Source organism: Enterobacter sp. RHBSTW-00975 (assembly GCF_013615235.1).
GTDB lineage: Bacteria > Pseudomonadota > Gammaproteobacteria > Enterobacterales > Enterobacteriaceae > Enterobacter > Enterobacter ludwigii.
In genome coordinates this window covers 2,431,393-2,454,232 of sequence record NZ_CP055883.1, presented here as the reverse complement: position 1 = coordinate 2,454,232, position 22,840 = coordinate 2,431,393, and the positions used below count along the sequence as shown (strand labels likewise).

The 22,840-nt window shown below is 54.1% G+C and carries 24 protein-coding genes and 1 pseudogene; 16 read left to right on the top strand and 9 right to left on the bottom strand.

Annotation, left to right across the window (positions count from 1 at the left end; all coding sequences use genetic code 11):
- Positions 1 to 311: 311 nt before the first annotated feature.
- On the top strand, positions 312 to 1,685 hold the full coding sequence (dbpA, locus tag HV340_RS11755; RefSeq protein ID WP_014170312.1) for an ATP-dependent RNA helicase DbpA: 1,374 nt from the start codon (positions 312 to 314) through the stop codon (positions 1,683 to 1,685).
- A 50-nt stretch (positions 1,686 to 1,735) separates the two neighbouring features.
- On the opposite strand, the gene ttcA is transcribed toward dbpA, so the two are convergent.
- Positions 1,736 to 2,671, bottom strand: coding sequence for a tRNA 2-thiocytidine(32) synthetase TtcA (gene ttcA, locus HV340_RS11750; RefSeq protein WP_032678259.1), 936 nt, complete (start codon positions 2,669 to 2,671; stop codon positions 1,736 to 1,738).
- A 114-nt stretch (positions 2,672 to 2,785) separates the two neighbouring features.
- A pseudogene (locus HV340_RS11745) lies at positions 2,786 to 2,926 on the bottom strand (tyrosine-type recombinase/integrase); the annotation flags it as partial.
- Positions 2,927 to 3,019: 93 nt separating this feature from the next.
- On the opposite strand from HV340_RS11745, the gene HV340_RS11740 reads away from it, so the two are divergent.
- The 5 genes from HV340_RS11740 (at position 3,020) to HV340_RS24465 (ending at position 4,854) form a co-directional block, all read left to right on the top strand.
- Positions 3,020 to 3,364, top strand: coding sequence for a DUF1294 domain-containing protein (locus HV340_RS11740; protein WP_059305716.1), 345 nt, complete (start codon positions 3,020 to 3,022; stop codon positions 3,362 to 3,364).
- A 144-nt stretch (positions 3,365 to 3,508) separates the two neighbouring features.
- Positions 3,509 to 3,958, top strand: coding sequence for a hypothetical protein (locus tag HV340_RS11735; protein WP_059305717.1), 450 nt, complete (start codon positions 3,509 to 3,511; stop codon positions 3,956 to 3,958).
- 134 nt (positions 3,959 to 4,092) lie between these two features.
- Positions 4,093 to 4,290 carry a hypothetical protein gene (locus HV340_RS11730; RefSeq protein WP_014170281.1) on the top strand — a complete coding sequence of 66 codons (198 nt, stop codon included), beginning with the start codon at positions 4,093 to 4,095 and terminating at the stop codon, positions 4,288 to 4,290.
- Between the two features lie 3 nt (positions 4,291 to 4,293).
- Positions 4,294 to 4,707 (top strand): GFA family protein, encoded by a 414-nt coding sequence (locus HV340_RS11725; RefSeq protein WP_020884007.1) that lies wholly within the window; start codon positions 4,294 to 4,296, stop codon positions 4,705 to 4,707.
- Positions 4,708 to 4,776: 69 nt separating this feature from the next.
- Positions 4,777 to 4,854 carry a hypothetical protein gene (locus tag HV340_RS24465; protein ID WP_223263916.1) on the top strand — a complete coding sequence of 26 codons (78 nt, stop codon included), beginning with the start codon at positions 4,777 to 4,779 and terminating at the stop codon, positions 4,852 to 4,854.
- A 58-nt stretch (positions 4,855 to 4,912) separates the two neighbouring features.
- On the opposite strand, the gene HV340_RS24600 is transcribed toward HV340_RS24465, so the two are convergent.
- From HV340_RS24600 to nifJ, 3 genes are all read right to left on the bottom strand, one after another.
- On the bottom strand, positions 4,913 to 5,038 hold the full coding sequence (locus HV340_RS24600; RefSeq protein ID WP_255320659.1) for a hypothetical protein: 126 nt from the start codon (positions 5,036 to 5,038) through the stop codon (positions 4,913 to 4,915).
- Positions 5,039 to 5,262: 224 nt separating this feature from the next.
- The gene (locus HV340_RS11720; protein ID WP_032678256.1) at positions 5,263 to 6,372 is read right to left on the bottom strand and encodes a porin OmpS2; all 1,110 of its coding nucleotides are present in this window, start codon (positions 6,370 to 6,372) and stop codon (positions 5,263 to 5,265) included.
- A gap of 392 nt (positions 6,373 to 6,764) precedes the next feature.
- A complete protein-coding gene (gene nifJ / locus HV340_RS11715) occupies positions 6,765 to 10,289 on the bottom strand; it encodes a pyruvate:ferredoxin (flavodoxin) oxidoreductase (RefSeq protein WP_059305718.1) in 3,525 nt (1,174 codons plus the stop codon).
- Between the two features lie 273 nt (positions 10,290 to 10,562).
- On the opposite strand from nifJ, the gene HV340_RS11710 reads away from it, so the two are divergent.
- On the top strand, positions 10,563 to 10,829 hold the full coding sequence (locus HV340_RS11710) for a DUF333 domain-containing protein (RefSeq protein WP_014170276.1): 267 nt from the start codon (positions 10,563 to 10,565) through the stop codon (positions 10,827 to 10,829).
- Here HV340_RS11710 and hslJ read toward each other — a convergent pair whose 3' ends face one another.
- From hslJ to HV340_RS11690, 4 genes are all read right to left on the bottom strand, one after another.
- Positions 10,830 to 11,267 (bottom strand): heat shock protein HslJ, encoded by a 438-nt coding sequence (gene hslJ, locus HV340_RS11705; protein WP_059305719.1) that lies wholly within the window; start codon positions 11,265 to 11,267, stop codon positions 10,830 to 10,832. It lies immediately after the preceding gene.
- Positions 11,268 to 11,394: 127 nt separating this feature from the next.
- Positions 11,395 to 11,523, bottom strand: coding sequence for a DUF2474 domain-containing protein (locus HV340_RS11700; protein ID WP_014170274.1), 129 nt, complete (start codon positions 11,521 to 11,523; stop codon positions 11,395 to 11,397).
- Complete coding sequence (gene cydB, locus HV340_RS11695) at positions 11,523 to 12,533, bottom strand: cytochrome d ubiquinol oxidase subunit II (RefSeq protein WP_032678254.1); 1,011 nt, start codon at positions 12,531 to 12,533, stop codon at positions 11,523 to 11,525. The genes HV340_RS11700 and cydB overlap by 1 nt, the downstream gene beginning before the upstream one ends.
- On the bottom strand, positions 12,533 to 13,933 hold the full coding sequence (locus HV340_RS11690) for a cytochrome ubiquinol oxidase subunit I (RefSeq protein ID WP_032678253.1): 1,401 nt from the start codon (positions 13,931 to 13,933) through the stop codon (positions 12,533 to 12,535). The genes cydB and HV340_RS11690 overlap by 1 nt, the downstream gene beginning before the upstream one ends.
- 394 nt (positions 13,934 to 14,327) lie before the next feature.
- Between HV340_RS11690 and HV340_RS11685 the strand changes: the two genes are divergently transcribed.
- From HV340_RS11685 to HV340_RS11645, 9 genes are all read left to right on the top strand, one after another.
- Entirely contained in the window at positions 14,328 to 14,516 is a 189-nt protein-coding gene (locus HV340_RS11685; protein WP_020884014.1) for a hypothetical protein, read from the top strand.
- 82 nt (positions 14,517 to 14,598) lie between these two features.
- The gene (locus HV340_RS11680) at positions 14,599 to 16,008 is read left to right on the top strand and encodes a PLP-dependent aminotransferase family protein (RefSeq protein ID WP_059305720.1); all 1,410 of its coding nucleotides are present in this window, start codon (positions 14,599 to 14,601) and stop codon (positions 16,006 to 16,008) included.
- A 273-nt stretch (positions 16,009 to 16,281) separates the two neighbouring features.
- A complete protein-coding gene (gene ydcS / locus HV340_RS11675) occupies positions 16,282 to 17,427 on the top strand; it encodes a putative ABC transporter substrate-binding protein YdcS (RefSeq protein WP_020884016.1) in 1,146 nt (381 codons plus the stop codon).
- A 15-nt stretch (positions 17,428 to 17,442) separates the two neighbouring features.
- Positions 17,443 to 18,456 carry an ABC transporter ATP-binding protein gene (locus HV340_RS11670; protein ID WP_059305721.1) on the top strand — a complete coding sequence of 338 codons (1,014 nt, stop codon included), beginning with the start codon at positions 17,443 to 17,445 and terminating at the stop codon, positions 18,454 to 18,456.
- Between the two features lies 1 nt (position 18,457).
- Positions 18,458 to 19,402 carry an ABC transporter permease gene (locus tag HV340_RS11665; protein ID WP_049022762.1) on the top strand — a complete coding sequence of 315 codons (945 nt, stop codon included), beginning with the start codon at positions 18,458 to 18,460 and terminating at the stop codon, positions 19,400 to 19,402.
- Entirely contained in the window at positions 19,392 to 20,198 is an 807-nt protein-coding gene (locus HV340_RS11660) for an ABC transporter permease (RefSeq protein WP_032680927.1), read from the top strand. The genes HV340_RS11665 and HV340_RS11660 overlap by 11 nt, the downstream gene beginning before the upstream one ends.
- Before the next feature lie 24 nt (positions 20,199 to 20,222).
- Positions 20,223 to 21,647 (top strand): aminobutyraldehyde dehydrogenase, encoded by a 1,425-nt coding sequence (patD, locus tag HV340_RS11655; RefSeq protein WP_059305722.1) that lies wholly within the window; start codon positions 20,223 to 20,225, stop codon positions 21,645 to 21,647.
- 155 nt (positions 21,648 to 21,802) lie between these two features.
- Complete coding sequence (locus HV340_RS11650) at positions 21,803 to 21,976, top strand: GhoT/OrtT family toxin (protein ID WP_032670341.1); 174 nt, start codon at positions 21,803 to 21,805, stop codon at positions 21,974 to 21,976.
- Positions 21,977 to 22,062: 86 nt separating this feature from the next.
- Entirely contained in the window at positions 22,063 to 22,821 is a 759-nt protein-coding gene (locus tag HV340_RS11645) for an alpha/beta hydrolase (protein ID WP_059305723.1), read from the top strand.
- The last annotated feature ends 19 nt before the right edge of the window (positions 22,822 to 22,840 follow it).

Below are 22,840 nucleotides of genomic sequence, written 5' to 3'. Positions count from 1 at the left end.
AATTGATTCGTACGACGCCGACTTAACTAGTCGGCTTTTTTTTGCCTCCTGTTCCCCAGCGTCTACCCTAAAAGGGACGTCAGTAAAACCTGGAGGGAATGATGAGCATCTTACTCGCTCTGCAACTGCAGTATTCACGTCAGTCCGATCCGATCCCCACCGATCCGACGCCGATGCCCGATCCTGTTCCGCGTCCGCAACCCATGCCTGACCCGCCGCCCGATGAAGAACCGATTAAATTGTCGCATCGAACCCCGAGATCTGCGAGGATACGCGCCATCTGACCGCAAAGATGACCACGAGAGACTATTGTGACCGCTTTTTCAACCCTGAATGTACTGCCCGCCGCCCAACTCGATAACCTCAACGAGTTGGGATACCTCACCATGACGCCTGTTCAGGCGGCCGCATTGCCCGCCATTCTTGAGGGGCGTGATGTACGCGTTCAGGCTAAAACAGGGAGCGGAAAAACGGCGGCTTTCGGTCTGGGTCTGCTACAGCATATTGATGCTGCGCTGTTTCAGACGCAGTCTCTGGTGCTGTGCCCAACCCGCGAACTGGCGGACCAGGTCGCGGGCGAGCTGCGTCGTCTGGCGCGATTCCTGCCTAACACCAAGATTTTAACCCTCTGTGGCGGACAACCGTTTGGCGCGCAGCGTGATTCGCTTCAGCATCCACCTCACATCATTGTGGCGACGCCTGGCCGACTGCTCGACCACCTGCAAAAAGGTACGGTCTCGCTGGATGCATTACACACGCTGGTCATGGATGAGGCAGACCGGATGCTGGATATGGGCTTCAGCGATGCTATCGATGAAGTGATCCGTTTCGCGCCTGCAGACCGTCAGACGCTGTTATTTTCGGCGACCTGGCCTGAAGCGATCGCCGCAATCAGTGGCCGCGTGCAGAAAAATCCGCTCACCATCGAAATTGACAGTGTTGATGCGCTGCCTGCTATCGAGCAGCAGTTTTATGAAACGTCCCAGCATGGAAAAATCGCGCTCCTGCAGAAGGTGCTCAGTCAGCATCAGCCCGCTTCCTGCGTGGTGTTCTGTAACACCAAAAAAGATTGTCAGGCGGTCTGTGACGCCCTGAACGCCGCAGGTCAGAGCGCGTTATCGTTGCATGGCGATCTGGAACAGCGCGATCGCGATCAGACGCTGGTCCGTTTCGCCAACGGCAGCGCCCGCGTGCTGGTTGCCACCGACGTGGCGGCGCGCGGTCTGGATATTAAATCGCTTGAGCTGGTCGTGAACTACGAGCTGGCATGGGATCCTGAAGTACACGTTCACCGTATCGGCCGTACTGCGCGTGCCGGAAACAGCGGTCTGGCCATCAGTTTCTGCGCACCGGAAGAGGCGCAGCGCGCCAATATTCTGTCTGAAATGCTGCAGATTAAGCTTAACTGGGTGAATGCACCGGGCAACGTCAGTCTCGTTCCGCTGGAAGCAGAAATGGCAACGCTGTGTATTGATGGCGGTAAAAAAGCCAAGATGCGTCCGGGTGATGTGCTCGGTGCGCTGACCGGAGACGTGGGGCTGGATGGGGCGGATATCGGCAAGATTGCGGTACATCCTGCACATGTTTATGTTGCTGTTCGCCAGTCGGTTGCCCATAAGGCCTGGAAACAGCTGCAGAACGGGAAAATCAAGGGTAAAACCTGTCGCGTTCGTCTGCTGAAATAAGGTTTAAACGCGTCTCAGACGGTGGTCTGAGACGCGTTTGCATTATTCCACTATTTCACTTCCACGACATTCAGGCGCAGTTCTTCAAACTGATTGTCATCTTCTTCTGGCTGCCAGCCAGCAGGTTTCACGGGGATCTCTTCCCGGTCAAACGCCAGATCGCCGCCATTCACCACTTCCGACTCATGGTTAATACCTTTGAAATCGAAAAGCTCAACGTCCGCGAGGTGAGAAGGCACCACGTTCTGCATCGCGCTGAACATGGTTTCGATACGGCCCGGGTAGCGTTTGTCCCAGTCACGCAGCATGTCACCAATCACCTGACGCTGCAGGTTCGGCTGAGAGCCGCACAGGTTACATGGAATGATCGGGAACCCTTTGGCCTGAGAGAACCGCTCGATATCTTTCTCGCGGCAGTAGGCAAGCGGGCGGATCACAATGTGTTTGCCGTCATCGCTCATCAGTTTTGGCGGCATGCCTTTCATCTTACCGCCGTAGAACATATTCAGGAACAGCGTCTGCAGGATATCGTCGCGGTGATGGCCGAGTGCGATTTTGGTTGCACCCAGTTCTGTCGCGGTACGGTACAGGATGCCGCGGCGAAGACGAGAGCAGAGCGAGCAGGTGGTTTTGCCTTCCGGGATCTTCTCTTTCACAATCCCGTAGGTATTTTCTTCTACGATTTTATACTCAACGCCCAGTTTTTCGAGGTATTCCGGCAGAATGTGTTCCGGGAAACCAGGCTGCTTTTGATCGAGGTTAACCGCCACCAGGGAAAACTTCACCGGCGCGCTTTGCTGAAGATTACGCAGGATCTCCAGCATGGTGTAACTGTCTTTACCACCTGACAGGCAGACCATAATGCGGTCGCCTTCTTCAATCATATTGAAGTCTGCAATGGCTTCACCAACGTTACGGCGCAGACGCTTTTGCAGTTTGTTCAGGTTGTATTGCTCTTTCTTATTAATATCTTGATTTTGTTGCATTTAATCTGTACTCAAATTTCAAATGGGGCACCAGTGGGGCAAACGGTTTAGAGGGGCAGCTTCTTTCCGCATTGCCCTCTCTTTGCTGTTCATCTCTTCACTCTATGAAGCTTAGATTTCAAACACCCTCTGCGCATTTTAGTGCCCCATCTGACTGGCAATAAAAGACGGGTCAGCGCCTGCGGTTAACCACCAGCATGCGAAAGTGTGCCGTGTATGGTACGGATTGTTGCGCCGAATGCCAGCACGTTTTACAGGATTTTGAATTGTGGACGGCAGCAACCTTGCTTTGTGATATCGCGTATAATGCGGCTTCGACATACTCTGAACATTCCAGTGGCTTGTGCTATGACCCTCAATCGCTTTTGTTATTTGCTTCTGTTGATCGCCGCAATCGGAAGTCTATTCACCTCGCATCCGTTTATCCTGTGGCTCCTGCTTATCAACGTACTGACGTTAGCGATGTATGGCGCCGACAAAATGGCGGCGCGAAGGGCCATGCGCAGAGTGCCGGAAGCCACACTGCTGGTATTTGGCCTTATCGGCGGATGGCCCGGGGCGATTATAGGTCAGCAACTGTTTCGCCATAAAACGCAAAAGCAGCCCTTCAAAACCTACTTCATTGTCACTGTCATTGTCAGTATTTCAGCGATGGTGGCGGTGTACCAACTCTTTCCTGTTTTAACGTACTGAGCGTGTACAAACGGAATGCAATAACGCGCTGACCACGGTAGATAACTCAAAACGACTGCCAATAGTAGTAGGAATATTCTTAAGGTGTTGCTGTTTTTTGCACGATCTGAATAATGTGTGCAACGACACGGATGACAACATCTCATGAAAATTCAAACTATTACACTGGCAATGCTGGTGGTCATTTCTGCGCCTTCGAGGTCAGCTTTTCAGGAGCGGGAATATAATACCTGGTATATAAAAAATGCTGTTCTTTACGATATAACCCAGACTTCAGACGGTTTCCCGGTCATGTTGAGCATCTCTCAGCCTGAGCGGAAATCAGCAAATTTGCTGGTCTCCTATATCAACGAAGGGCGCTGTGACGGGACCCGGCAAGAACTTAACGTGAATGGCAAAGTGCTTCCGGCCACGTATTATTGTGTTCAGGTCGGGCAGAACCGGATAGAGCATTTTTCGGTGAAAGATGCACAGAGCGTTAACGGCATGGTTAACCATCTGAAATCGGATTTTACCTTACTTCTTCAAAACGACATCAAGGTCTGGGCCGCGAACATTAATGCGCCCAAATACGGCCTCGCGCCGCGATTCTGACACGTACACCTCGACCTCATCACCTGTTAGCTAAGGGGTTACGCCCTGTATCATAGAATAAATAGCATCCGTGACAACGCCACGTTTTACCACAATCCTGCTACGCTTTTTGTGTTGTACAAGGGAGCACAAACATGAAGAACAAAGATGAACAAACGGGATTAGTGGGACTGGCAATTGGTGCCGCCGTGATCGGTCTTGTTTCAGCACAGCAACCCATCCATCGCGACAGTATTGTGAGTGAACTGGTCAGACTCGGCAGACAGAAAGGCGATGGCGTTGAAGATGAGGTTTTCGTTAAGGCTGCCGAGCTCGTGAGAAAGGGGGTGTAACCGATGGCTGATATTCGTCATGCACAGTGCCATTGTGGCGCGGTGGCGTTTACCGTTGAACTTTCAGACGGATTAAATACCGCCCGGCGCTGCAGCTGCTCTTTTTGCCGGATGCGGGGCGCCGTGGTGGTCTCGGCACCGCTGTCAGGCATTACCGTAACAAAAGGGGCGGATAAGCTCACGGAATATCGTTTTAACACAGGAACAGCCCGCCATTTCTTCTGCTCGGTCTGCGGGATTTATACCTTCCATCAGCGGCGTTCAAATCCCAACGAATACGGCGTGAATGTGGCCTGTTTTGAGAATGTGACCCCCTTTGATTTTGCCGAAGTGGCGGTGATGGACGGCGTTAATCATCCCGCGGATGGCGACAGCGGGGTTTTCGGCTACCTCTCTTTTCGTCAAAAAGAAGCATAACTGCCGCCTGGCCAGATTTTAACAATGCGGCCTATAGTGGGGAGTGGGTATCCGAAACAGGAGAGAAATATGCTGTATGTTGAGAAAGACGATCCGCGTGAGGCGCCTGAGTCAGGTGATAAAAAGCCTCAGCCGGTCAAAAAATAGTCCGTTGATACGTTTCCCGCCACCGGCCCTGCTGGTGGCGTATTGTTTGGGGGAAACCTTAACTGCCATCCAGATGGTTCAACAGCGCGCCGAGATGCCCAACGACACCACCAAAATCAAAAATTAACGCCATCCATATAATCGCCAGAAGGGTAAGTACGGCAACTGATACACGACCAAACAACGCAGTTATCCTTAATGAAGCAAAGTCTATAAGGCTAGTCTACATGGGTTTCTTTAAACTTACCCTTAACGACACCGTCATAAAATTTCCTTTTGAGATGATTCACACATTCACTGAGCCGAGAGGCGCGAAGAGAGGGAAATATGATGGGAGAGAAGAGGAGGGCTGGCTTCAGGCGTCGCAACGAAAATAACGAGCCCGCATCACGATGCGGGCTCTTGGGATCAGAACTGGTAAACCAGACCTAATGCAACGACATCATCCGTGCTAATGCCGTTATTTTTGTAGAAACTGTCATCTTCATCCAACAGGTTGATTTTATAATCAACGTAGGTGGACATGTTTTTGTTGAAGTAGTAGGTTGCGCCTACGTCAGCATATTTAACCAGATCCTGATCGCCCTGACCGTTGGCCAGGTCTTTACCTTTAGACTGCAGATAAGAAATTGCCGGGCGCAGGCCGAAGTCGAACTGATATTGCGCGGTCACTTCAACGTTTTGCGTTTTATTGGCCACGGCATCCGTATTATCGCCATAAGGGGTCATATTGCGGGTTTCAGAATACATTGCCGCCAGATAAATATTGTTGGCGTCATATTTCAGGCCTGCAGTCCAGGCATCCGCTTTATCGCCACCGGCAGTGGTATTCATCACCTGTTCGTTGGTACGGTCAGAAGAGGTATAGGCAGCACCCGCGCTGATACCCATGCCAAAGTCATAGGTGGTGGAGATACCGAAGCCGTCACCGTTCTCATGGCGCGTGTCGCGACCATTGTTGGTGCCTTCCTGGTTGTTGCTGGCATCTTCGTTCTTACCCTGATACTGCAGGGCAAAGTTCAGACCCTGTACCAGACCATAGAAGTCAGTGTTACGGTAGGTGGCGACCCCGTTGGCACGGCCAGTCATAAAGTTGTCTGCATTGGTGTAAGAGTCACCACCGAATTCTGGCAACATATCGGTCCAGCCTTCCACGTCGTACAGAACGCCGTAGTTACGACCGTAATCGAAGGAGCCATAGTCACCGACTTTAATACCGGCGAAGGCCAGACGCGTCCATGACTGGTTATCAGACCCTTCAGTGTTATTGGCCTGGATGTTGTATTCCCACTGGGCGTAACCGGTCATCATGTTGTTGATCTGGGTTTCACCCTTGAAGCCCAGACGCATGTAAGTTTGATCGCCATCTTTAGAGGCATCGTCGGAGAAGTAATGCAGACCATCTACTTTTCCGTACAGATCTAATTTGTTGCCGTCTTTATTATAAATTTCTGCAGCATGAGCAGCGCCAGCCATTAACAGCGCTGGAATCATCAGGGCCAGTACTTTTCTTTGCATTTTGGAATTCCTTTGCAGTTGTTTTTATTTAATTACGTATTGAACTTTCCGCACGAGAAAGCTGTCTCATGCTAAATCACACCTGACCAAGAATAATAAAATATAATTGTTACGAGTTAAGTTAATTCTTAACCGGATTATGCGACGGTAATAGTCATTGGTTTTATGAATGATTTAAAGCTAATCATATTAAATAAAAATTATTAATTGCCTATTAAATCGGATAATCTCAGCGGCGTTATATGCCTTTAAGATTTTTCATCCATAATTTATGTGAATGTCATTTAGTGAATTAACGTGATATTCATTAATTATCTGGACTCGCCCGGTGTGAATACATCGGGCTTTTTTTATGGCAAAAAAATGCCCGGACAAGCCGGGCAGCAGGAGCGTCAGTCGCGGGTGGGTTTTTCCGCTTTTCCGGCCATTTGCGCCAGGAAATCATACCGTTTTTGCAGATCGGCGGCGGCATCTTTCCACAACTGCTCGGCCACCTCTGGTTGTTGCGCGTTGAGGCGACGGAAGCGCTGTTCCTGCATTAACGTTTCGGCCAGCGCATCGGAAGGCGGGCGTGAATCCAGCGCCAGAGGCAATTTACCTTCATCGGCGCGGCGCGGGTCGAACCGGTAGAGCGGCCAGAAGCCGGTTGCGGTCAGCTGGCGCATCTGATCGTGGCTGAGTGCCAGGTCGTAGCCATGCTCTTCACACGGGCTGTAGGCAATGATCAGCGACGGACCCGGGTAGGCTTCCGCTTCCTGAATGGCTTTCACCGTCTGGTTCAGCTGCGCGCCCAGCGAGATTTGCGCGACATACACGTGGCCGTACATCATCATGCTGACGCCGAGATCTTTACGCGCCTTGCGCTTGCCGTGTTCACCAAACTTAGTTACTGCGCCAAGCGGGGTAGCTTTTGACGCCTGGCCACCGGTGTTGGAATAGCACTGCGTATCCAGAACCAGAATGTTGACGTTTTCGGTGAGGCTTAACACGTGATCCAGCCCGCCAAAGCCGATGTCATACGCCCAGCCGTCACCGCCGATCAGCCAGATTGATTTTTCCACCAGCGCGTCAGCGTCGGTCAACAGCTGCCCGGCACCTTCCACGTCCTGCAGAGCGTTGCGCAGTTCCGCAACCTGCTCACGACGACGTTCTGGCGTTGCATCAGCGTGCAACGCCTCATTCAGCTCCGCCGGGATGTGGACAGCAAACTGTTCCAGTAACCGCATCACGCGTGCGCGGTGCTGGTCAACGGTCAGACGGAAGCCCAGACCAAACTCGGCGTTATCCTCAAACAACGAGTTCGCCCATGCCGGACCGCGGCCATGGGCATCGGTGGTGTACGGCGTGGAAGGCAGATTACCGCCATAGATTGATGAACAGCCCGTGGCGTTAGCGATCAACATTCTGTCGCCGTACAGTTGCGTGAGCAGCTTGATATACGGTGTTTCACCGCAGCCAGAGCAGGCGCCTGAATACTCGAACAGCGGAGTAATGAGCTGCGAGGTACGAATATCAATACGCTCCAGCGTGCTGCGGTCGATCTCCGGCAGGTTCAGGAAGAAGTCATAATTTACCTTCTCTTCTTCGACATGCTCGAGGCGCGACATCATATTGATGGCTTTGATGTCCGGATCCTGACGATCTTTCGCCGGACAGACCTCAACGCACAGATTACATCCGGTGCAGTCTTCCGGAGCGACCTGCAGAACATACTTCTGTCCGCGCATATCACGGGATTTCACATCAAGTGAATGCAGGCTGGCCGGGGCGTCTTCCATCGCTTCCGGGGAGACCACTTTGGCACGAATGGCCGAGTGCGGGCAGGCTGCTACGCAGTGGTTGCACTGGGTACACAGCTCCTCTTTCCAGATGGGGATTTCTTCGGCGATGTTGCGTTTTTCCCAGCGCGTGGTGCCCATCGGCCAGGTGCCATCCGGCGGCAGCGCGGAGACGGGAAGGGCATCACCCAGCCCGGCCAGCATGGCTGCCGTCACGGTTTTCACGAAATCCGGTGCCGCGTCAGAAACCACCGGTGGACGGTTCGGGCTGGACGCATCAACCGCTTGCAGCGGTACTTCAAATAAAGACTCGCGTGCCAGCGCCAGCGCCTGCCAGTTACGCTCGACCAGCTCCTGACCTTTACTGCTGTAGCTTTTGGCAATCGCCCCCTGCAGTTCCATTAGCGCGCTGTCTCCCGGCAGGATCTGCGTCAGGTGGAAGAAGGCCATTTGCATCACGGTGTTAATTCGCGCGGCAAGGCCACACTCGCGGGCAATTTTTGCAGCGTTAATGACGTAGAAGCGGGCTTTTTTCTGGTTCAGCACCGCCTGCACTTCCTGCGGCAGTCGCGACCAGACTTCATCCACGCTGTATGGCGTATTGAGCAGGAAAATACCGCCCGGTTTCAGGCGCTCTGCCATCTGGTACTTATCGATGAACTGCAGCTGGTGACAGCCCACAAAATCAGCCTGCGAGATAAGGTACGCCGAGCGGATAGGGTGCTCGCTGACGCGCAGGTGGGAAACGGTCAGCCCGCCTGCTTTTTTGGAGTCGTAGACAAAATACCCCTGGGCATACCACGACGTGGAGTTCCCGATAATCTTAATGTTGTTCTTGGTCGCGGAGACGCTACCGTCGCTGCCCAGTCCATAAAACAGCGCCTCAAGTTTTGCGGTGGAAGGCAGCGTGTTTTCCGGCAGGGGCAGAGAGAGGTAGGTCACGTCATCATAAATACCGACGGTAAAGCGCGGTTTTGGTTTAGCCTCGCTCAGCTCATTAAACACCGCCAGCACACAGTCCGGGCCAAACTCTTTGGAGGACAACCCATAGCGACCCCCGATCACGCGCGGCAGTGTTTCGCGCTCACCGCAATTAAACGCTTCAGCCAGCGCGGACATGACGTCCAGATACAGAGGTTCTGCGTGGGCGCCAGGCTCTTTAGTGCGATCGAGCACCGCCACGGTGCGCGCGCTTTCCGGCAGGGCGGAGAGCAAATGTCGCGCGGAAAACGGTCGGTAGAGCCGCACTTTGAGCACGCCGATTTTTTCACCACGGGTCAGCAGTTCATCCACTACCTCTTCACAGGTGCCAATGGCTGACCCCATGAGCACAATGACCCGTTCCGCCTGCGGATGACCGTAGTATTCAAACGGTTTGTATTGACGTCCGGTGGCCGCGGCAAAATCATCCATCGCCTGCTCAACGTGATCATAAACGGCGTTGTACCACGGGTTCGTTGCTTCCCGGGACTGGAAATAGGTATCCGGGTTGGCCGATGTCCCGCGGATCACCGGGTGTTCCGGGTTCAGCGCACGGGCGCGATGCGCGTCGATATCCGCTTGCGGCAGAAGATTGAGGAGCGTGTCGTCTGCCAGCGGAACGATTTTATTGATTTCGTGAGAGGTACGAAAACCATCAAAGAAATGAATAAAGGGCACGCGACTCTTCAGCGTCGCCATATGCGAAATTAACGCGAAGTCCTGTGCTTCCTGAACGCTGCTGGCGCACAGCATGGCGCAACCGGTCTGGCGGACGGCCATCACGTCTGAGTGATCGCCAAAGATGGAGAGGGCGTGTGTCGCAACGGTTCGTGCGGCAACGTGAAGCACAAACGGGGTAAGTTGTCCTGCCAGTTTATAGAGCGTCGGGATCATCAACAATAATCCCTGCGACGACGTGAATGACGTCGACAAAGCACCGGTCTGCAGCGCCCCGTGGACGGTGGCGATAGCGCCAGCCTCAGACTGCATTTCCACAACTCTTGGGACGTCGCCCCAGACGTTTTTCAGTCCGTTGCCCGCCCAGGCATCGGCCTGTTCGGCCATCGTAGAACTTGGCGTAATTGGGTAGATGGCGATAACTTCACTGGTGCGAAACGCGACGGACGCGACTGCACCATTACCGTCAATAGTTTGCATAGGACAACACCCTTACATTGCGCAAAAAAAGGAGCCCGAAAAAAACACAACGGGCTTTGAATATTATTCCCTTAGTTTAGCAAAGGTCGGATTTTACGATTTTCGCTTTTGTGTCCTCGGTATTCTCGACATCAATGAGTAGATCAATCTTTTGGCGAAAAAATTGCGAGAAATTGTTTCAGGAGCGCATAAATACGCACTTTCGCTCTCGACGACACGGCATGTGATGCCTATTATGCATAGGTTTCGCATTATTAATGGGGGAGAGAGAGCATGCGTTCAGCATTTTGGGTCGGGTGTGCCGCGTTATTATTATCGGCATGCAGCAGTGAACCTGTTCAGCAGGCAACGGCGGCACACGTAACGCCGGGAATGAAAGCGGCGATGTCCAGCTCCGGACAAGCCAACTGCGCGATGATTGGCGGCTCGCTGTCTGTTGCCCGCCAGCTTGACGGCTCAGCTATCGGGATGTGCGCATTGCCAAACGGCAAACGCTGCAGTGAACAGTCGCTTGCCGTAGGATCCTGCGGAAACTACTGATTACTCCGCACGCTTAAACATTAGCGTTTTATCGGCTGTCGCCAGCGTTAACTGGTCTTCAGTCAGGTCGACCTGCGCCCCTTTGCGCAGCATGTCGCCAATGGCCTGATCCAGTTCGTTCAACTGTGGTTCGGTACAGAGCTTGCGCGTCATGGCGAGCGTTTTGACCTTGAGCTCACCTTCGGACAATTTCCCCTGTCCGTTAAACGTGTTACACATCACGCCGGAAACGCTAATGTTATTAACCAGACTGATATCAGACAGGGCTTTGAAGCTGATCTCTGGTTGCGTTGTCGTGGCCTTAACGGCTTTCCCGTCCACATTCTCCAGCACAAAACGGTGGCTCTTAAGTTGGTCCGGCTGAACGGAGGCTTTACCAGGATTAACGCACCCGGTGAGGACAAGACTGATAAAACTTAACGCAATGAGCTTTTTCATTTTTCTTCTCAGACGATAGATACTGTGAATCTTTTTTTCAGTGTAACGATACTCTGCCGTGCGTTAATGGGGTTTATCTGAAAGTGCGGGCGGGTACCGGGCAACGTTGTCGTTGCCCGCAATACGATCAGTGCGATTTAAACCCTGCGGCCGTCATTAACATGCGAAAGAGCATACTGACCGCCGCCAGTGCCAGTACGCTGCCGCCCCAGATAATGGCCAGCCACATGACTCTTTTCCAGAAAGGTTGTTGCATCAGTGATAACCCTCTCCATGCTGTACTTTTCCGCGAAACACGTAGTAACTCCAGAAGGTGTAGACCAGAATCACGGGAATGATCAACAACGCGCCCACCAGCATAAAGCCCTGACTTTGTGTCGGAGCCGCCGCCTGCCAGAGCGTGATTGACGGGGGAATAATGTGCGGCCAGATGCTGATCCCAAGTCCGCTAAAGCCGAGAAAAATCAGCCCTAACGTCAGGATAAACGGCAGATGATGGCTCTCTGGGTTATTCAGGCAACGCCACTGACACAGGCTCAGGATCACCACCAGCGCCGGCACGGGCAGCAGGAAGAAAAGATTCGGCAGGGTAAACCAGCGCGCGGCGATGGCCGGCTGCGCCAGTGGCGTCCAGAGGCTGATTGCTGCAATGAATACCAGAAGCAGGATCAGTAGCGTTCTGGATACCCGTCGCATTCGCTGTTGCAGCGCGTTTTCGCTTTTCATCACCAGCCATGTCGAGCCTAACAGCGCGTAGGCCACCACCAGACCTGCGCCGCAGAACAGGTTAAAAACGGTCAGCCAGTCGAACGGTCCGCCACTGTAGGCACGCCCGGTGACGCTAAAGCCGTTGATCACTGCGCCCACCGTCATGCCCTGGGTAAAGGTCGCCAGGATCGAACCGCCGATAAACGCTTTGTCCCAGAAAGGGCGGTGTGCCGGCGTGGCTTTAAAACGAAACTCAAATGCCACACCCCGGAAAATAAGTCCGATCAGCATTAACGTCAGCGGAATAGTGAGGGCATCAATAATGACCGCATAGGCCAGCGGAAACGCGCCAAACAGCGCTGCACCGCCGAGCACCAGCCAGGTTTCATTGCCGTCCCAGACCGGCGCAACGCTGTTCACCATCACATCGCGATCGTCGGCATCAGGCGTAGCCGGGAACAGGATACCTATCCCCAGATCAAAACCATCCATCACGATATACATCAGCGTGGCAAAGACGATGATAACAAACCAGATAATGGAAAGATCGATACCCATTATGGTTGCTCCTTATGTTCAGTAGTAACGGCAGAAAGCGGGCGTGCGGGACGTCCATCGGACTCGGTGGCAAACGATTCATGAGGCTGAGGTCCTTTTTTAATCAGGCGGACCATATAGCTGTAACCCACGCCAAATACGGAGGTGTAGACGACGAAGAAGGCCAGCAGACTCGCGCTCATATGCAAGTCACCATGCGCAGAAACCGCATCCTTCGTTCGCTGAAGCCCGTAGACGACCCAAGGCTGGCGGCCCACTTCGGTAGTGACCCATCCGGCCAGGATGGCAATCAGCCCGGTGGGTCCCATCAGGAGGGCAAACCACAGGAAGGGACGCGAAGCGTACACGCGCTTTTTATAACGTAACCAGAGTGCCGTCACCCCAAGCAGCAGCATCAGCATGCCTAAGCCCGCCATAATGCGGAATGACCAGAAGACGATGGTGGAATTTGGCCGGTCTTCTTTTGGAAATTCTTTCAGTGCCGGAACCTGTTTGTCGAGGCTGTGCGTCAGAATAAGGCTGCCAAGCGCCGGGATCTCCAGCCCAAAGCGGGTGCGCTCCTGTTCCATATCCGGCCAGCCAAACAGCAGCAGCGGGGTGGGTTCACCCGGTGGGTTCTCCCAGTGGCCTTCAATGGCTGCTATTTTAGCGGGCTGGTGCTTCAGGGTGTTCAACCCGTGCATATCACCCACCATCGCCTGAAGGGGAGCCACAATCAGGGTCATCCACAGCGCCATGGAAAACATCGCGCGGATGGCGGGGGTGTTGTTTCCGCGCAGCAAATGCCAGGCTGCGGATGCGCCGACAAACAGGGCGCTACTCAGGAAGGCCGCTATCGACATATGCAGCAGGCGATACGGGAAGGAGGGGTTAAACACCACGGCAAACCAGTCCACCGGCACCACCTGTCCGTTGACGATTTCAAAGCCCTGTGGCGTCTGCATCCAGCTGTTTGATGAGAGGATCCAGAAGGTTGAGATAACGGTCCCCAGCGCCACCATACAGGTTGCAAAGAAATGCAGACCCGGCCCGACTTTATTCCAGCCGAACAGCATAACGCCGAGGAATCCTGCCTCGAGGAAGAAGGCAGTAAGCACTTCGTAGGTCAGGAGCGGGCCAGTAATACTGCCGGCAAATTGTGAAAACCCACTCCAGTTGGTCCCAAACTGGTAGGCCATGACCAGCCCGGAGACCACGCCCATACCGAAGTTAACGGCAAAAATCTTCGACCAGAAATGGTACAGCGAACGCCAGACCGGGTTTTTGGTTTTCAGCCACAGGCCTTCTAGCACAGCGAGATAACTCGCCAGACCGATGGTGATTGCCGGGAAAATAATGTGGAAGGATACGGTAAAGGCAAACTGTATCCGTGCAAGATGAAAAGCATCTAAACCAAACATGCACAACCTCAATGTCAAACGGTGTGCTGTTATGGTATAGGGGCGAAATAACGAGTATCAGACGCAGAAAAGCGAAATTTACCTATAACAGTTCATGAAAACATCACGCTTTGCACATCTGATATAGCTCGCGTGAGAGAATAAAAAAATTATTTTTATGAAATTTATGCATTAAACAGCTTGCCTTGTTATCAACAACATGCGTTAATGGCTCTCTGGGTTTGAGTCCAAATAAACATCTGACGTAGTTTTATAAAGCAGTTCTCATCACGTTGTGCCTCTCCGCAGCCTCTCTTGGGTCTTTTTCTACACTCCGATTAGTTTTTGTTTCAAACCACTATCGCCTGAAGGGCCCATTAAGCAATTAACGTTTTTACGTTTACAGGAGAATCCTATGACTTCTTATATCCATTTCCGCTGCCCATGCTGCCATGGTTCGCAGTACCGTACCTCAGCTTTTGATGTGTCTGAGAAAAACCCGTTCGGTGCAAAATGCATTTTTTGCAAATCGTCGATGATTACCCTCGATCATCTGGCCGCTGCCCGCCACGCTCAGCGTAACGTCACCGAACTGCGTAAGTAATGCATCTGGCTAACTATAACAGTTAGCAAAATCTTCTCTTTTTCTCCTGCTGATATACACTGTCGGTCATAAGGAGAATCTGATGAAAAAATACCAGCGTCTGGCGCAACAAATTATCTCGCAGATCGAGCTTGGCGTATGGTTGCCGGGCGATAAGCTGCCTTCTCTGCGAGAGCAGGTCGCGAGCAGCGGCATGAGTTTTATGACCGTTGGCCACGCGTATCAGATGCTGGAAAGCCAGGGGCGTATCGTCGCCAGGCCGCAGTCGGGCTATTACGTTGCCTCGCGCCCGACCGCACACCAACCTGCGCCGCCTGCCCAGGTGATGCGGGACGAAGTGGTAGATATCAACACCTATATCTTCGAGGTATTACAGGCCAGCCGCGACCCGTCGGTTGTTCCTTTCGCTTCGGCCTTCCCCGATCCCCGACTTTTCCCGCTGCAGCAACTTAACCGTTCGCTGGCCAATGTCAGTAAAACCGCCACAGCAATGAGCGTAATTGAAAACCTGCCTCCGGGTAACGTTGACCTTCGCCACGCCATTGCCCGCCGCTATGCGCAGCAGGGAATGAATATCTCGCCGGATGAGATTGTCATTACCGCAGGCGCACTCGAAGCCCTGAATCTTAGCCTGCAGGCCGTTACCGAGCCTGGTGACTGGGTGATTGTCGAAAACCCCTGTTTCTACGGTGCGCTACAGGCGCTGGAACGCCTGAAACTCAAAGCGCTGTCGGTGGCGACGGACGTCCGCGAAGGGATCGATCTGAATGCGCTTGAGCAGGCGCTCAATGAGTATCCGGTCAAAGCCTGCTGGCTCATGACCAACAGTCAAAATCCCCTCGGCTTCACGCTCAGCGCAGAGAAAAAAGCGCACCTGGTCGCGCTTCTCGCCAGGCACAACGTCACCCTGATCGAAGATGATGTCTACAGCGAACTCTATTTTGGCCGGGAGAAACCCCTGCCAGCGAAAGCCTGGGATCGTGACGATATGACGCTGCACTGCTCGTCCTTCTCGAAATGTCTGGTGGCGGGGTTTCGCATCGGCTGGGTGGCGGCAGGTAAACATGCGCGACGCATTCAGCAGCTACAGCTGATGAGCACCTTATCGACCAGTTCACCCATGCAGCTGGCGCTGGTGGATTACCTGGCGACAAAACGCTATGACGCCCATCTTCGCCGCCTGCGCCGCACGCTGGCCGAACGCAAACAGCAGGCGTGGCAGTCGCTTTTGCGCCATATGCCGGCAGGCGTCAAAATTCATCACAACGACAGCGGCTATTTTTTGTGGCTGGAACTCCCGGCGCAGCTGGATGCCGGGCTGCTGAGCGAGAAAGCGCTAATGCACCACATCAGTATTGCCCCCGGTAAGATGTTTTCGACCTCTGACGCCTGGACACCGTTCTTCCGGTTTAATACCTCCTGGGCGTGGGGGGAGCGGGAAGAACAGGCTGTGATTCAGTTAGGGAAATTAATTAGCAGCATGCTCGAATAATAATCTCCGCACCTTTCTAAAATAATCATTCCTTATCCTGATGGCGGTAGGGCGAATATTCCGCAGTACCGCATCATAGGAAATCTGCATACCGCCTCTCAACGCTAACTCCTTGTCTATAATCCAGTTAACGGGGAATGCGCCCTCGGTCACACCTTGATGAAATTTCTTTAAGCCGCACGGTGCGGCGCATTTGCGCGGTCTACGTTTAATAAGGGAGATATTTTTACGGCACGGCTGCCGCTAAATTTCATTGCGACAGGAGTAATTCTTATGAGCAAAAAATTTGCCCGCAGCAGCCTGTGCGCGCTCGGCATGACCCTCATGACAGCGCACGCCGCAGAGCCACCGAAGGCAATCGGCGACGGGGAAGGACGACTGGATATTATTGCCTGGCCCGGGTACATCGAACGGGGACAAACCGATAAAAATTATGACTGGGTCACGCAGTTCGAAAAAGAGACCGGCTGCGCGGTGAACGTAAAAACCGCGGCCACCTCGGATGAAATGGTTAGCCTGATGGCGAAAGGCGGATACGATCTGGTCACTGCCTCGGGCGATGCCTCACTGCGCCTGATCATGGGGAAACGCGTTCAGCCGATTAACCCCGACCTTATCCCAAACTGGAAAACTCTCGACCCGCGGATCGTCAAAGGTGAATGGTTTAACGTCGGCGGCAACGTCTACGGCACGCCGTATCAGTGGGGGCCAAACCTGCTGATGTACAACAGCAAAACGTTCCCGACGCCGCCGGACAGCTGGAGCGTCGTCTTTACGAAACAGAATTTACCTGACGGTAAAACCAATCAGGGCCGCGTGCAGGCCTATGATGGCCCGATTTACATCGCCGATGCGGCGCTGTTTGTCAAAGCCACGCAGCCGCAGCTGGGTATCACCGACCCGTACCAGCTAACAGAAAAACAGTATGCCGCCGTACTGAAGGTATTGCGTGACCAGCATGCGCTGATCCACCGCTACTGGCATGACACCACCGTTCAGATGAGCGACTTTAAAAATGAAGGCGTAGTGGCCTCCAGCGCCTGGCCCTATCAGGCCAATGCCCTGAAAGCGGAGAACCAGCCTGTCGCCACTGTTTTCCCGAAAGAAGGGGTAACCGGCTGGGCGGACACCACCATGCTGCACGCGCAGGCCAAGCACCCGATGTGCGCCTACAAATGGATGAACTGGTCGCTGACGCCTAAAGTGCAGGGCGATCTGGCGGCCTGGTTTGGCTCGTTGCCCGTGGTACCGGAAGGATGTAAAGCCAGCACATTGCTCGGCGATAAAGGCTGCGAAACGAACGGCTACAACTATTTCGACAAAATCATGTTCTGGAAAACCCCGATTGCAGAAGGCGGCAAATTCGTTCCTTACAGCCGCTGGACACAGGATTACATCGCCATCATGGGCGGCCGTTAATCGCAGGAGCAGAACATGACGTACGCAGTAGAGTTTAATGACGTTTCCCGTCTGTACGGTGAAGTGCGGGCGGTGGATGGGGTCACCATTGCTATTCATGACGGAGAGTTTTTCTCCATGCTGGGGCCTTCGGGCTCCGGCAAAACTACCTGCCTGCGTCTGATAGCCGGTTTTGAGCAGCTGTCAGGCGGCGCAATCAAAATCTTCGGTAAAGAGGCGAGCGCACTTCCCCCATGGGAACGTGATGTGAATACCGTGTTCCAGGATTATGCGTTGTTCCCGCATATGTCGATCCTCGATAACGTCGCGTACGGACTCATGGTCAAAGGTATCGACAAGAAAACGCGGCATGCGCAGGCGCGTCAAGCGCTGGAAAAAGTGGGGCTAACCTTTGCTGTCACGCGTAAGCCTTCGCAGCTTTCCGGCGGGCAACGTCAACGTGTCGCCATCGCGCGGGCGCTGGTCAATGAACCCCGGGTATTACTGCTGGATGAACCGCTCGGCGCGCTCGATCTTAAACTGCGTGAGCAGATGCAGTTCGAGCTGAAAAAGCTGCAACAGGAGCTCGGCATCACCTTTATTTTCGTCACTCACGATCAGGGGGAAGCCCTGTCGATGTCTGACCGGGTCGCGGTTTTCAATAATGGCCGCATTGAGCAAGTCGACACCCCGCGCGATCTCTATATGCGTCCAGGAACGCCATTCGTGGCGAGCTTTGTCGGGACCTCAAACGTGTTTGACGCCGGTATGGCACACAACGTGTGCGGGATGGAAGGCATCTATTCTTTACGGCCGGAACATATTCGCCTCAATGAGAGCGGTGAGGTTCAGGTTGAGGGCGTGGTGCAGGCAGTACAGTATCAGGGGGCAGCAACGCGACTTGAACTAAAACTCGCTGACGGTGCAAAACTGCTGGTCAGCCAGGCCAATTTTAGCGATGCCGCAACGCTGAGCGGCGTGACGCCGGGGCAGGCAGTGATGGCGTCGTGGTCACGTGATGCCATGGTTCGCCTGCAAGAGGAGAGGTGACATGAACACGCATGTCGCGCCGCCTCCCGCCCACCGTAGCCGCATGAGCCGCCTTACCGCACTGTTCTGGCGTAAGCCATCGCTTGGGCTGTTCCTGCTGCTGCTCGCGCCGCTAATGTGGTTTGGCATCGTTTACCTGGGATCGCTTCTCACGCTTTTATGGCAAGGGTTTTATACCTTTGACGATTTCACCATGGCGGTCACGCCGGAACTGACGTTCGCCAATATCCTGGCGCTTTTTAATCCGGCAAACTATGACATCATTCTGCGTACGCTGATGATGGCCATTGCGGTGACCATCGCCAGCGCTATCCTCGCGTTTCCGATGGCCTGGTACATGGCACGTTACACTCGCGGCAAGTGGAAGGCGTTCTTCTATATCGCCGTGATGCTGCCAATGTGGGCCAGCTATATTGTTAAAGCCTATGCCTGGACGCTGCTGCTGGCGAAAGACGGGGTGGCGCAGTGGTTTCTGAGCCACCTGGGGCTGGAGCCGATCCTGACCGCGATCCTTACGCTACCGGCCATTGGCGGAAACACGCTTTCCACCTCCGGGCTGGGGCGTTTTCTGGTGTTCGTCTATATCTGGCTGCCGTTTATGATCCTGCCGGTACAGGCGGCGCTGGAGCGGCTGCCCGCGTCGTTACTGCAGGCTTCAGCCGATCTCGGCGCGCGACCACACCAGACTTTTCGTTACGTCGTTTTGCCGCTGGCAATCCCGGGCATTGCCGCAGGGTCAATCTTCACTTTTTCCCTGACGCTGGGCGATTTCATTGTTCCACAGCTGGTGGGGCCGCCGGGGTACTTTATTGGCAATATGGTCTATTCCCAGCAGGGCGCTATCGGCAATATGCCCATGGCCGCGGCCTTCACCCTGGTACCAATTGTCCTCATCTCGCTTTATCTGGCGTTCGTGAAACGTCTGGGAGCATTCGATGCACTCTGAACGCGCACCGTTGTTCCTCAAAGTGGCAGCCTGGGGAGGCGTTATCTTCCTTCATTTCCCGCTGCTGATTATTGCGACCTACGCCTTTAACACCGAAGACGCCGCGTTCAGTTTTCCGCCGCAGGGGTTGACCTTGAAGTGGTTCACCGTGGCCGCGGGGCGTGGCGACATCATTGAATCAGTGACGTTGTCACTTCAAATCGCTGCGCTGTCGACGGCTATCGCGCTGGTGCTTGGCACGCTTGCTGCAGCGGCGCTGTGGCGAAGCGCGTTTTTTGGCAAAAATGCGATCTCGCTGTTGCTGCTGTTGCCGATTGCGTTACCGGGGATTATCACCGGTCTGGCGCTGTTGACGGCGTTTAAAACCATTGACCTTGAGCCGGGTTTTTTCACCATCGTGGTCGGTCACGCCACGTTCTGCGTGGTGGTGGTGTTTAACAACGTGATTGCCCGTTTCAGACGCACCTCCTGGAGTCTGGTCGAGGCGTCAATGGATCTGGGGGCCGACGGCTGGCAAACCTTCCGTTACGTGGTCCTGCCGAATCTCGGTTCGGCGTTGCTGGCCGGGGGGATGCTGGCGTTTGCACTCTCGTTTGACGAAATCATCGTCACAACATTTACCGCGGGACACGAGCGCACGTTACCGCTGTGGTTGCTTAATCAGCTCGGGCGTCCGCGCGACGTGCCGGTCACCAACGTCGTTGCACTGCTGGTGATGCTGGTCACAACCCTACCCATTCTGGGAGCCTGGTGGCTCACCCGCGACGGCGAAAACAGTGCCGGAAGCGGGAAATAACATTGATTTCAACAGGACAATGCTATGCAAACACAACTGCTGATAAATGGTGAACTGGTCGCCGGAGATGGGGAAAAACAGCCGGTCTATAACCCTGCCACCGGAGAGGTACTTCTGGAGATTGCTGAAGCGTCAGCAGCGCAGGTCGACGCGGCGGTCCAGGCCGCCGATCGCGCATTCATTGAATGGGGACAAACCACGCCTAAAACGCGTGCCGAGTGTCTGCTGAAGCTGGCTGACGTGATTGAAGCCCACGGCGAAGAATTTGCCCGTCTCGAATCGCTCAATTGCGGTAAGCCGCTGCACTGTGCGCTGGGAGATGAAATTCCGGCTGTGGTCGACGTTTTCCGTTTCTTTGCCGGCGCCGCCCGCTGCCTGAACGGGCTGGCCGCCGGCGAATATCTTGACGGTCACACATCGATGATACGCCGCGATCCGGTGGGCGTGGTCGCCTCCATTGCGCCATGGAACTATCCGCTGATGATGGCGGCATGGAAGCTGGCACCCGCGCTGGCCGCAGGTAACTGTGTGGTGATCAAACCCTCAGAGATTACCCCACTGACGGCCCTCAAGCTGGCGGAACTGGCGAAAGACATCTTCCCGGCAGGCGTTCTGAACGTTCTTTTTGGCCGCGGAAAAACGGTCGGCGATCCGCTGACCGGCCACGAAAAGGTGCGTATGGTGTCGCTCACCGGTTCTATTGCCACCGGCGAACATATTATTGGACACACGGCGTCCTCGATTAAACGCACCCATATGGAGCTGGGCGGCAAAGCCCCGGTTATCGTTTTCGACGACGCCGATCTTGATGCGGTTGTTGACGGGGTACGTACTTTCGGTTTCTACAATGCCGGGCAGGATTGTACGGCAGCCTGTCGTATTTATGCGCAGAAAGGCGTTTATGCCGCGCTGGTGGAAAAACTGGGTGCCGCGGTGGCGAGCCTGAAGATGGGCGCGCCGGAGGAGGAAACCACCGAGCTGGGCCCGCTGAGTTCCGAAGCCCATCTTTCACGCGTCTGTAAGGCAGTTGATGAGGCTAAAGCCCTGAGCCATATTCGCGTGGTGACCGGCGGCAGCAAAAAAGAGGGGGCAGGCTACTATTTCCAGCCAACCCTTCTGGCAGGGGCAAAACAGGACGATGCTATCGTTCAGCGTGAAGTGTTTGGCCCGGTTGTAAGTGTCACCGAGTTTGATGACGAAGCGCAGGTGCTGGCATGGGCGAACGATTCGCAGTACGGCCTGGCGTCATCGGTCTGGACCCGCGATGTAGGGCGTGCCCACCGGATGAGCGCGCGTCTGCAGTACGGCTGCACCTGGGTTAATACCCATTTTATGCTGGTGAGCGAAATGCCGCACGGCGGGATGAAGTTATCCGGCTACGGCAAAGATATGTCGGTGTACGGCCTTGAAGATTATACCGTTGTCCGCCACGTGATGATAAAGCACTAAGCCCCCATGCCCGGTCGCATTCAGCGCCGGGCATTCTCTCCTTTCAGTACATTGTCCATAGTATTCAGATGGTTATTCTGTAACGAAAAAACTTGATCTGTATCAACATATGACGCATATTGCGTGCGGTTATTTTTTCGGCTCTGGTAAACAGAATGACGTTGTATCAAAAGATGTTGGTTTTTTACGCAATCATGGCTTCTGTCTGTGCATTAATTACCTGGTTCCTCTCTAAAGACCGCAAACGTATCCGACTGCTCAGTGCTTTTCTGGTGGGGTCAACCTGGCCAATGAGCTTTCCCGTTGCGCTGTTGATCTCGCTTTTCTGAAGCACGCTTCCCGTTTTAAAAGATGAACATAGCATTCCAGACACGAAGACTGTATAAATACACAGTGAATCGTTAAAGGAGTGCTTATGAACAGTTTTTACTCGCAGCAGGCCGGCTGCGTTGTGCGCTGGCACGATCTTCCCGGCTCTGGCGATCCTGTGGTGTTTATTCACGGGTTAGGCTGCGCCTCTTCTTATGAATATCCTCGTATCGTCTCTGACGCCCGATTTGGTGCGCGCAGAGCCATTCTTATCGATCTCCCCGGCAGCGGTTACAGCGACAAACCCGTGCAGTATCGTTATCGCACCAGCGAGCAGGCGCGAGTGGTGGCTGAACTGTTGGACCATCTCAAACTCGATAGCTTCTGGCTATATGGCCATAGTATGGGTGGCAGCATTGCTATCGAGGTAGCAGGACTGATGGCGCCACGCGTAAAAGGGTTGATGGTGTCGGAACCCAATTTTCACGCCGGGGGTGGCATGTTCAGCCGCTCTATCGCTGCACAGACGGAACAACAGTTCCTGGCGCAGGGGTATGATGCGCTGCTCAATGCAGAAACCTCACCCTGGGCGGGCAGTCTGCAAAGCAATGCGCCGTATGCCGTGTGGCGTGGCGCGTCCAGCCTGGTGGAAGGGGTAGAGCCGGAATGGGAGGTTCAGTTTTTGTCTCTGCGCTGCCCGGTGACGTTGATTTTCGGCGAGCGGTCTCTGCCTGATGATGATGTGGACTCTCTGCAAAAGCGGGGCGCTGAGGTGAAAATCATCCCAGCGGCCGGACACTCCATGTCATGGGAAAATCCGTCGGCACTGGCGCAGACGTTAGCAGAGTGTATGACCACGACCTGAAAGAATAGCCCGCATCTCT

Coding starts and splice junctions, on each gene's coding strand:
- ttcA (WP_032678259.1), bottom strand. CDS start 2,671: ATGCAACAAAATCAAGATATTAATAAGAAAGAGCAATACAACCTGAAC.
- HV340_RS11740 (WP_059305716.1), top strand. CDS start 3,020: ATGACCCTCAATCGCTTTTGTTATTTGCTTCTGTTGATCGCCGCAATC.
- HV340_RS11735 (WP_059305717.1), top strand. CDS start 3,509: ATGAAAATTCAAACTATTACACTGGCAATGCTGGTGGTCATTTCTGCG.
- HV340_RS11730 (WP_014170281.1), top strand. CDS start 4,093: ATGAAGAACAAAGATGAACAAACGGGATTAGTGGGACTGGCAATTGGT.
- HV340_RS11725 (WP_020884007.1), top strand. CDS start 4,294: ATGGCTGATATTCGTCATGCACAGTGCCATTGTGGCGCGGTGGCGTTT.
- HV340_RS24465 (WP_223263916.1), top strand. CDS start 4,777: ATGCTGTATGTTGAGAAAGACGATCCGCGTGAGGCGCCTGAGTCAGGT.
- HV340_RS11720 (WP_032678256.1), bottom strand. CDS start 6,372: ATGCAAAGAAAAGTACTGGCCCTGATGATTCCAGCGCTGTTAATGGCT.
- nifJ (WP_059305718.1), bottom strand. CDS start 10,289: ATGCAAACTATTGACGGTAATGGTGCAGTCGCGTCCGTCGCGTTTCGC.
- HV340_RS11710 (WP_014170276.1), top strand. CDS start 10,563: ATGCGTTCAGCATTTTGGGTCGGGTGTGCCGCGTTATTATTATCGGCA.
- hslJ (WP_059305719.1), bottom strand. CDS start 11,267: ATGAAAAAGCTCATTGCGTTAAGTTTTATCAGTCTTGTCCTCACCGGG.
- HV340_RS11700 (WP_014170274.1), bottom strand. CDS start 11,523: ATGCAACAACCTTTCTGGAAAAGAGTCATGTGGCTGGCCATTATCTGG.
- cydB (WP_032678254.1), bottom strand. CDS start 12,533: ATGGGTATCGATCTTTCCATTATCTGGTTTGTTATCATCGTCTTTGCC.
- HV340_RS11690 (WP_032678253.1), bottom strand. CDS start 13,933: ATGTTTGGTTTAGATGCTTTTCATCTTGCACGGATACAGTTTGCCTTT.
- HV340_RS11685 (WP_020884014.1), top strand. CDS start 14,328: ATGACTTCTTATATCCATTTCCGCTGCCCATGCTGCCATGGTTCGCAG.
- HV340_RS11680 (WP_059305720.1), top strand. CDS start 14,599: ATGAAAAAATACCAGCGTCTGGCGCAACAAATTATCTCGCAGATCGAG.
- ydcS (WP_020884016.1), top strand. CDS start 16,282: ATGAGCAAAAAATTTGCCCGCAGCAGCCTGTGCGCGCTCGGCATGACC.
- HV340_RS11670 (WP_059305721.1), top strand. CDS start 17,443: ATGACGTACGCAGTAGAGTTTAATGACGTTTCCCGTCTGTACGGTGAA.
- HV340_RS11665 (WP_049022762.1), top strand. CDS start 18,458: ATGAACACGCATGTCGCGCCGCCTCCCGCCCACCGTAGCCGCATGAGC.
- HV340_RS11660 (WP_032680927.1), top strand. CDS start 19,392: ATGCACTCTGAACGCGCACCGTTGTTCCTCAAAGTGGCAGCCTGGGGA.
- patD (WP_059305722.1), top strand. CDS start 20,223: ATGCAAACACAACTGCTGATAAATGGTGAACTGGTCGCCGGAGATGGG.
- HV340_RS11650 (WP_032670341.1), top strand. CDS start 21,803: ATGACGTTGTATCAAAAGATGTTGGTTTTTTACGCAATCATGGCTTCT.
- HV340_RS11645 (WP_059305723.1), top strand. CDS start 22,063: ATGAACAGTTTTTACTCGCAGCAGGCCGGCTGCGTTGTGCGCTGGCAC.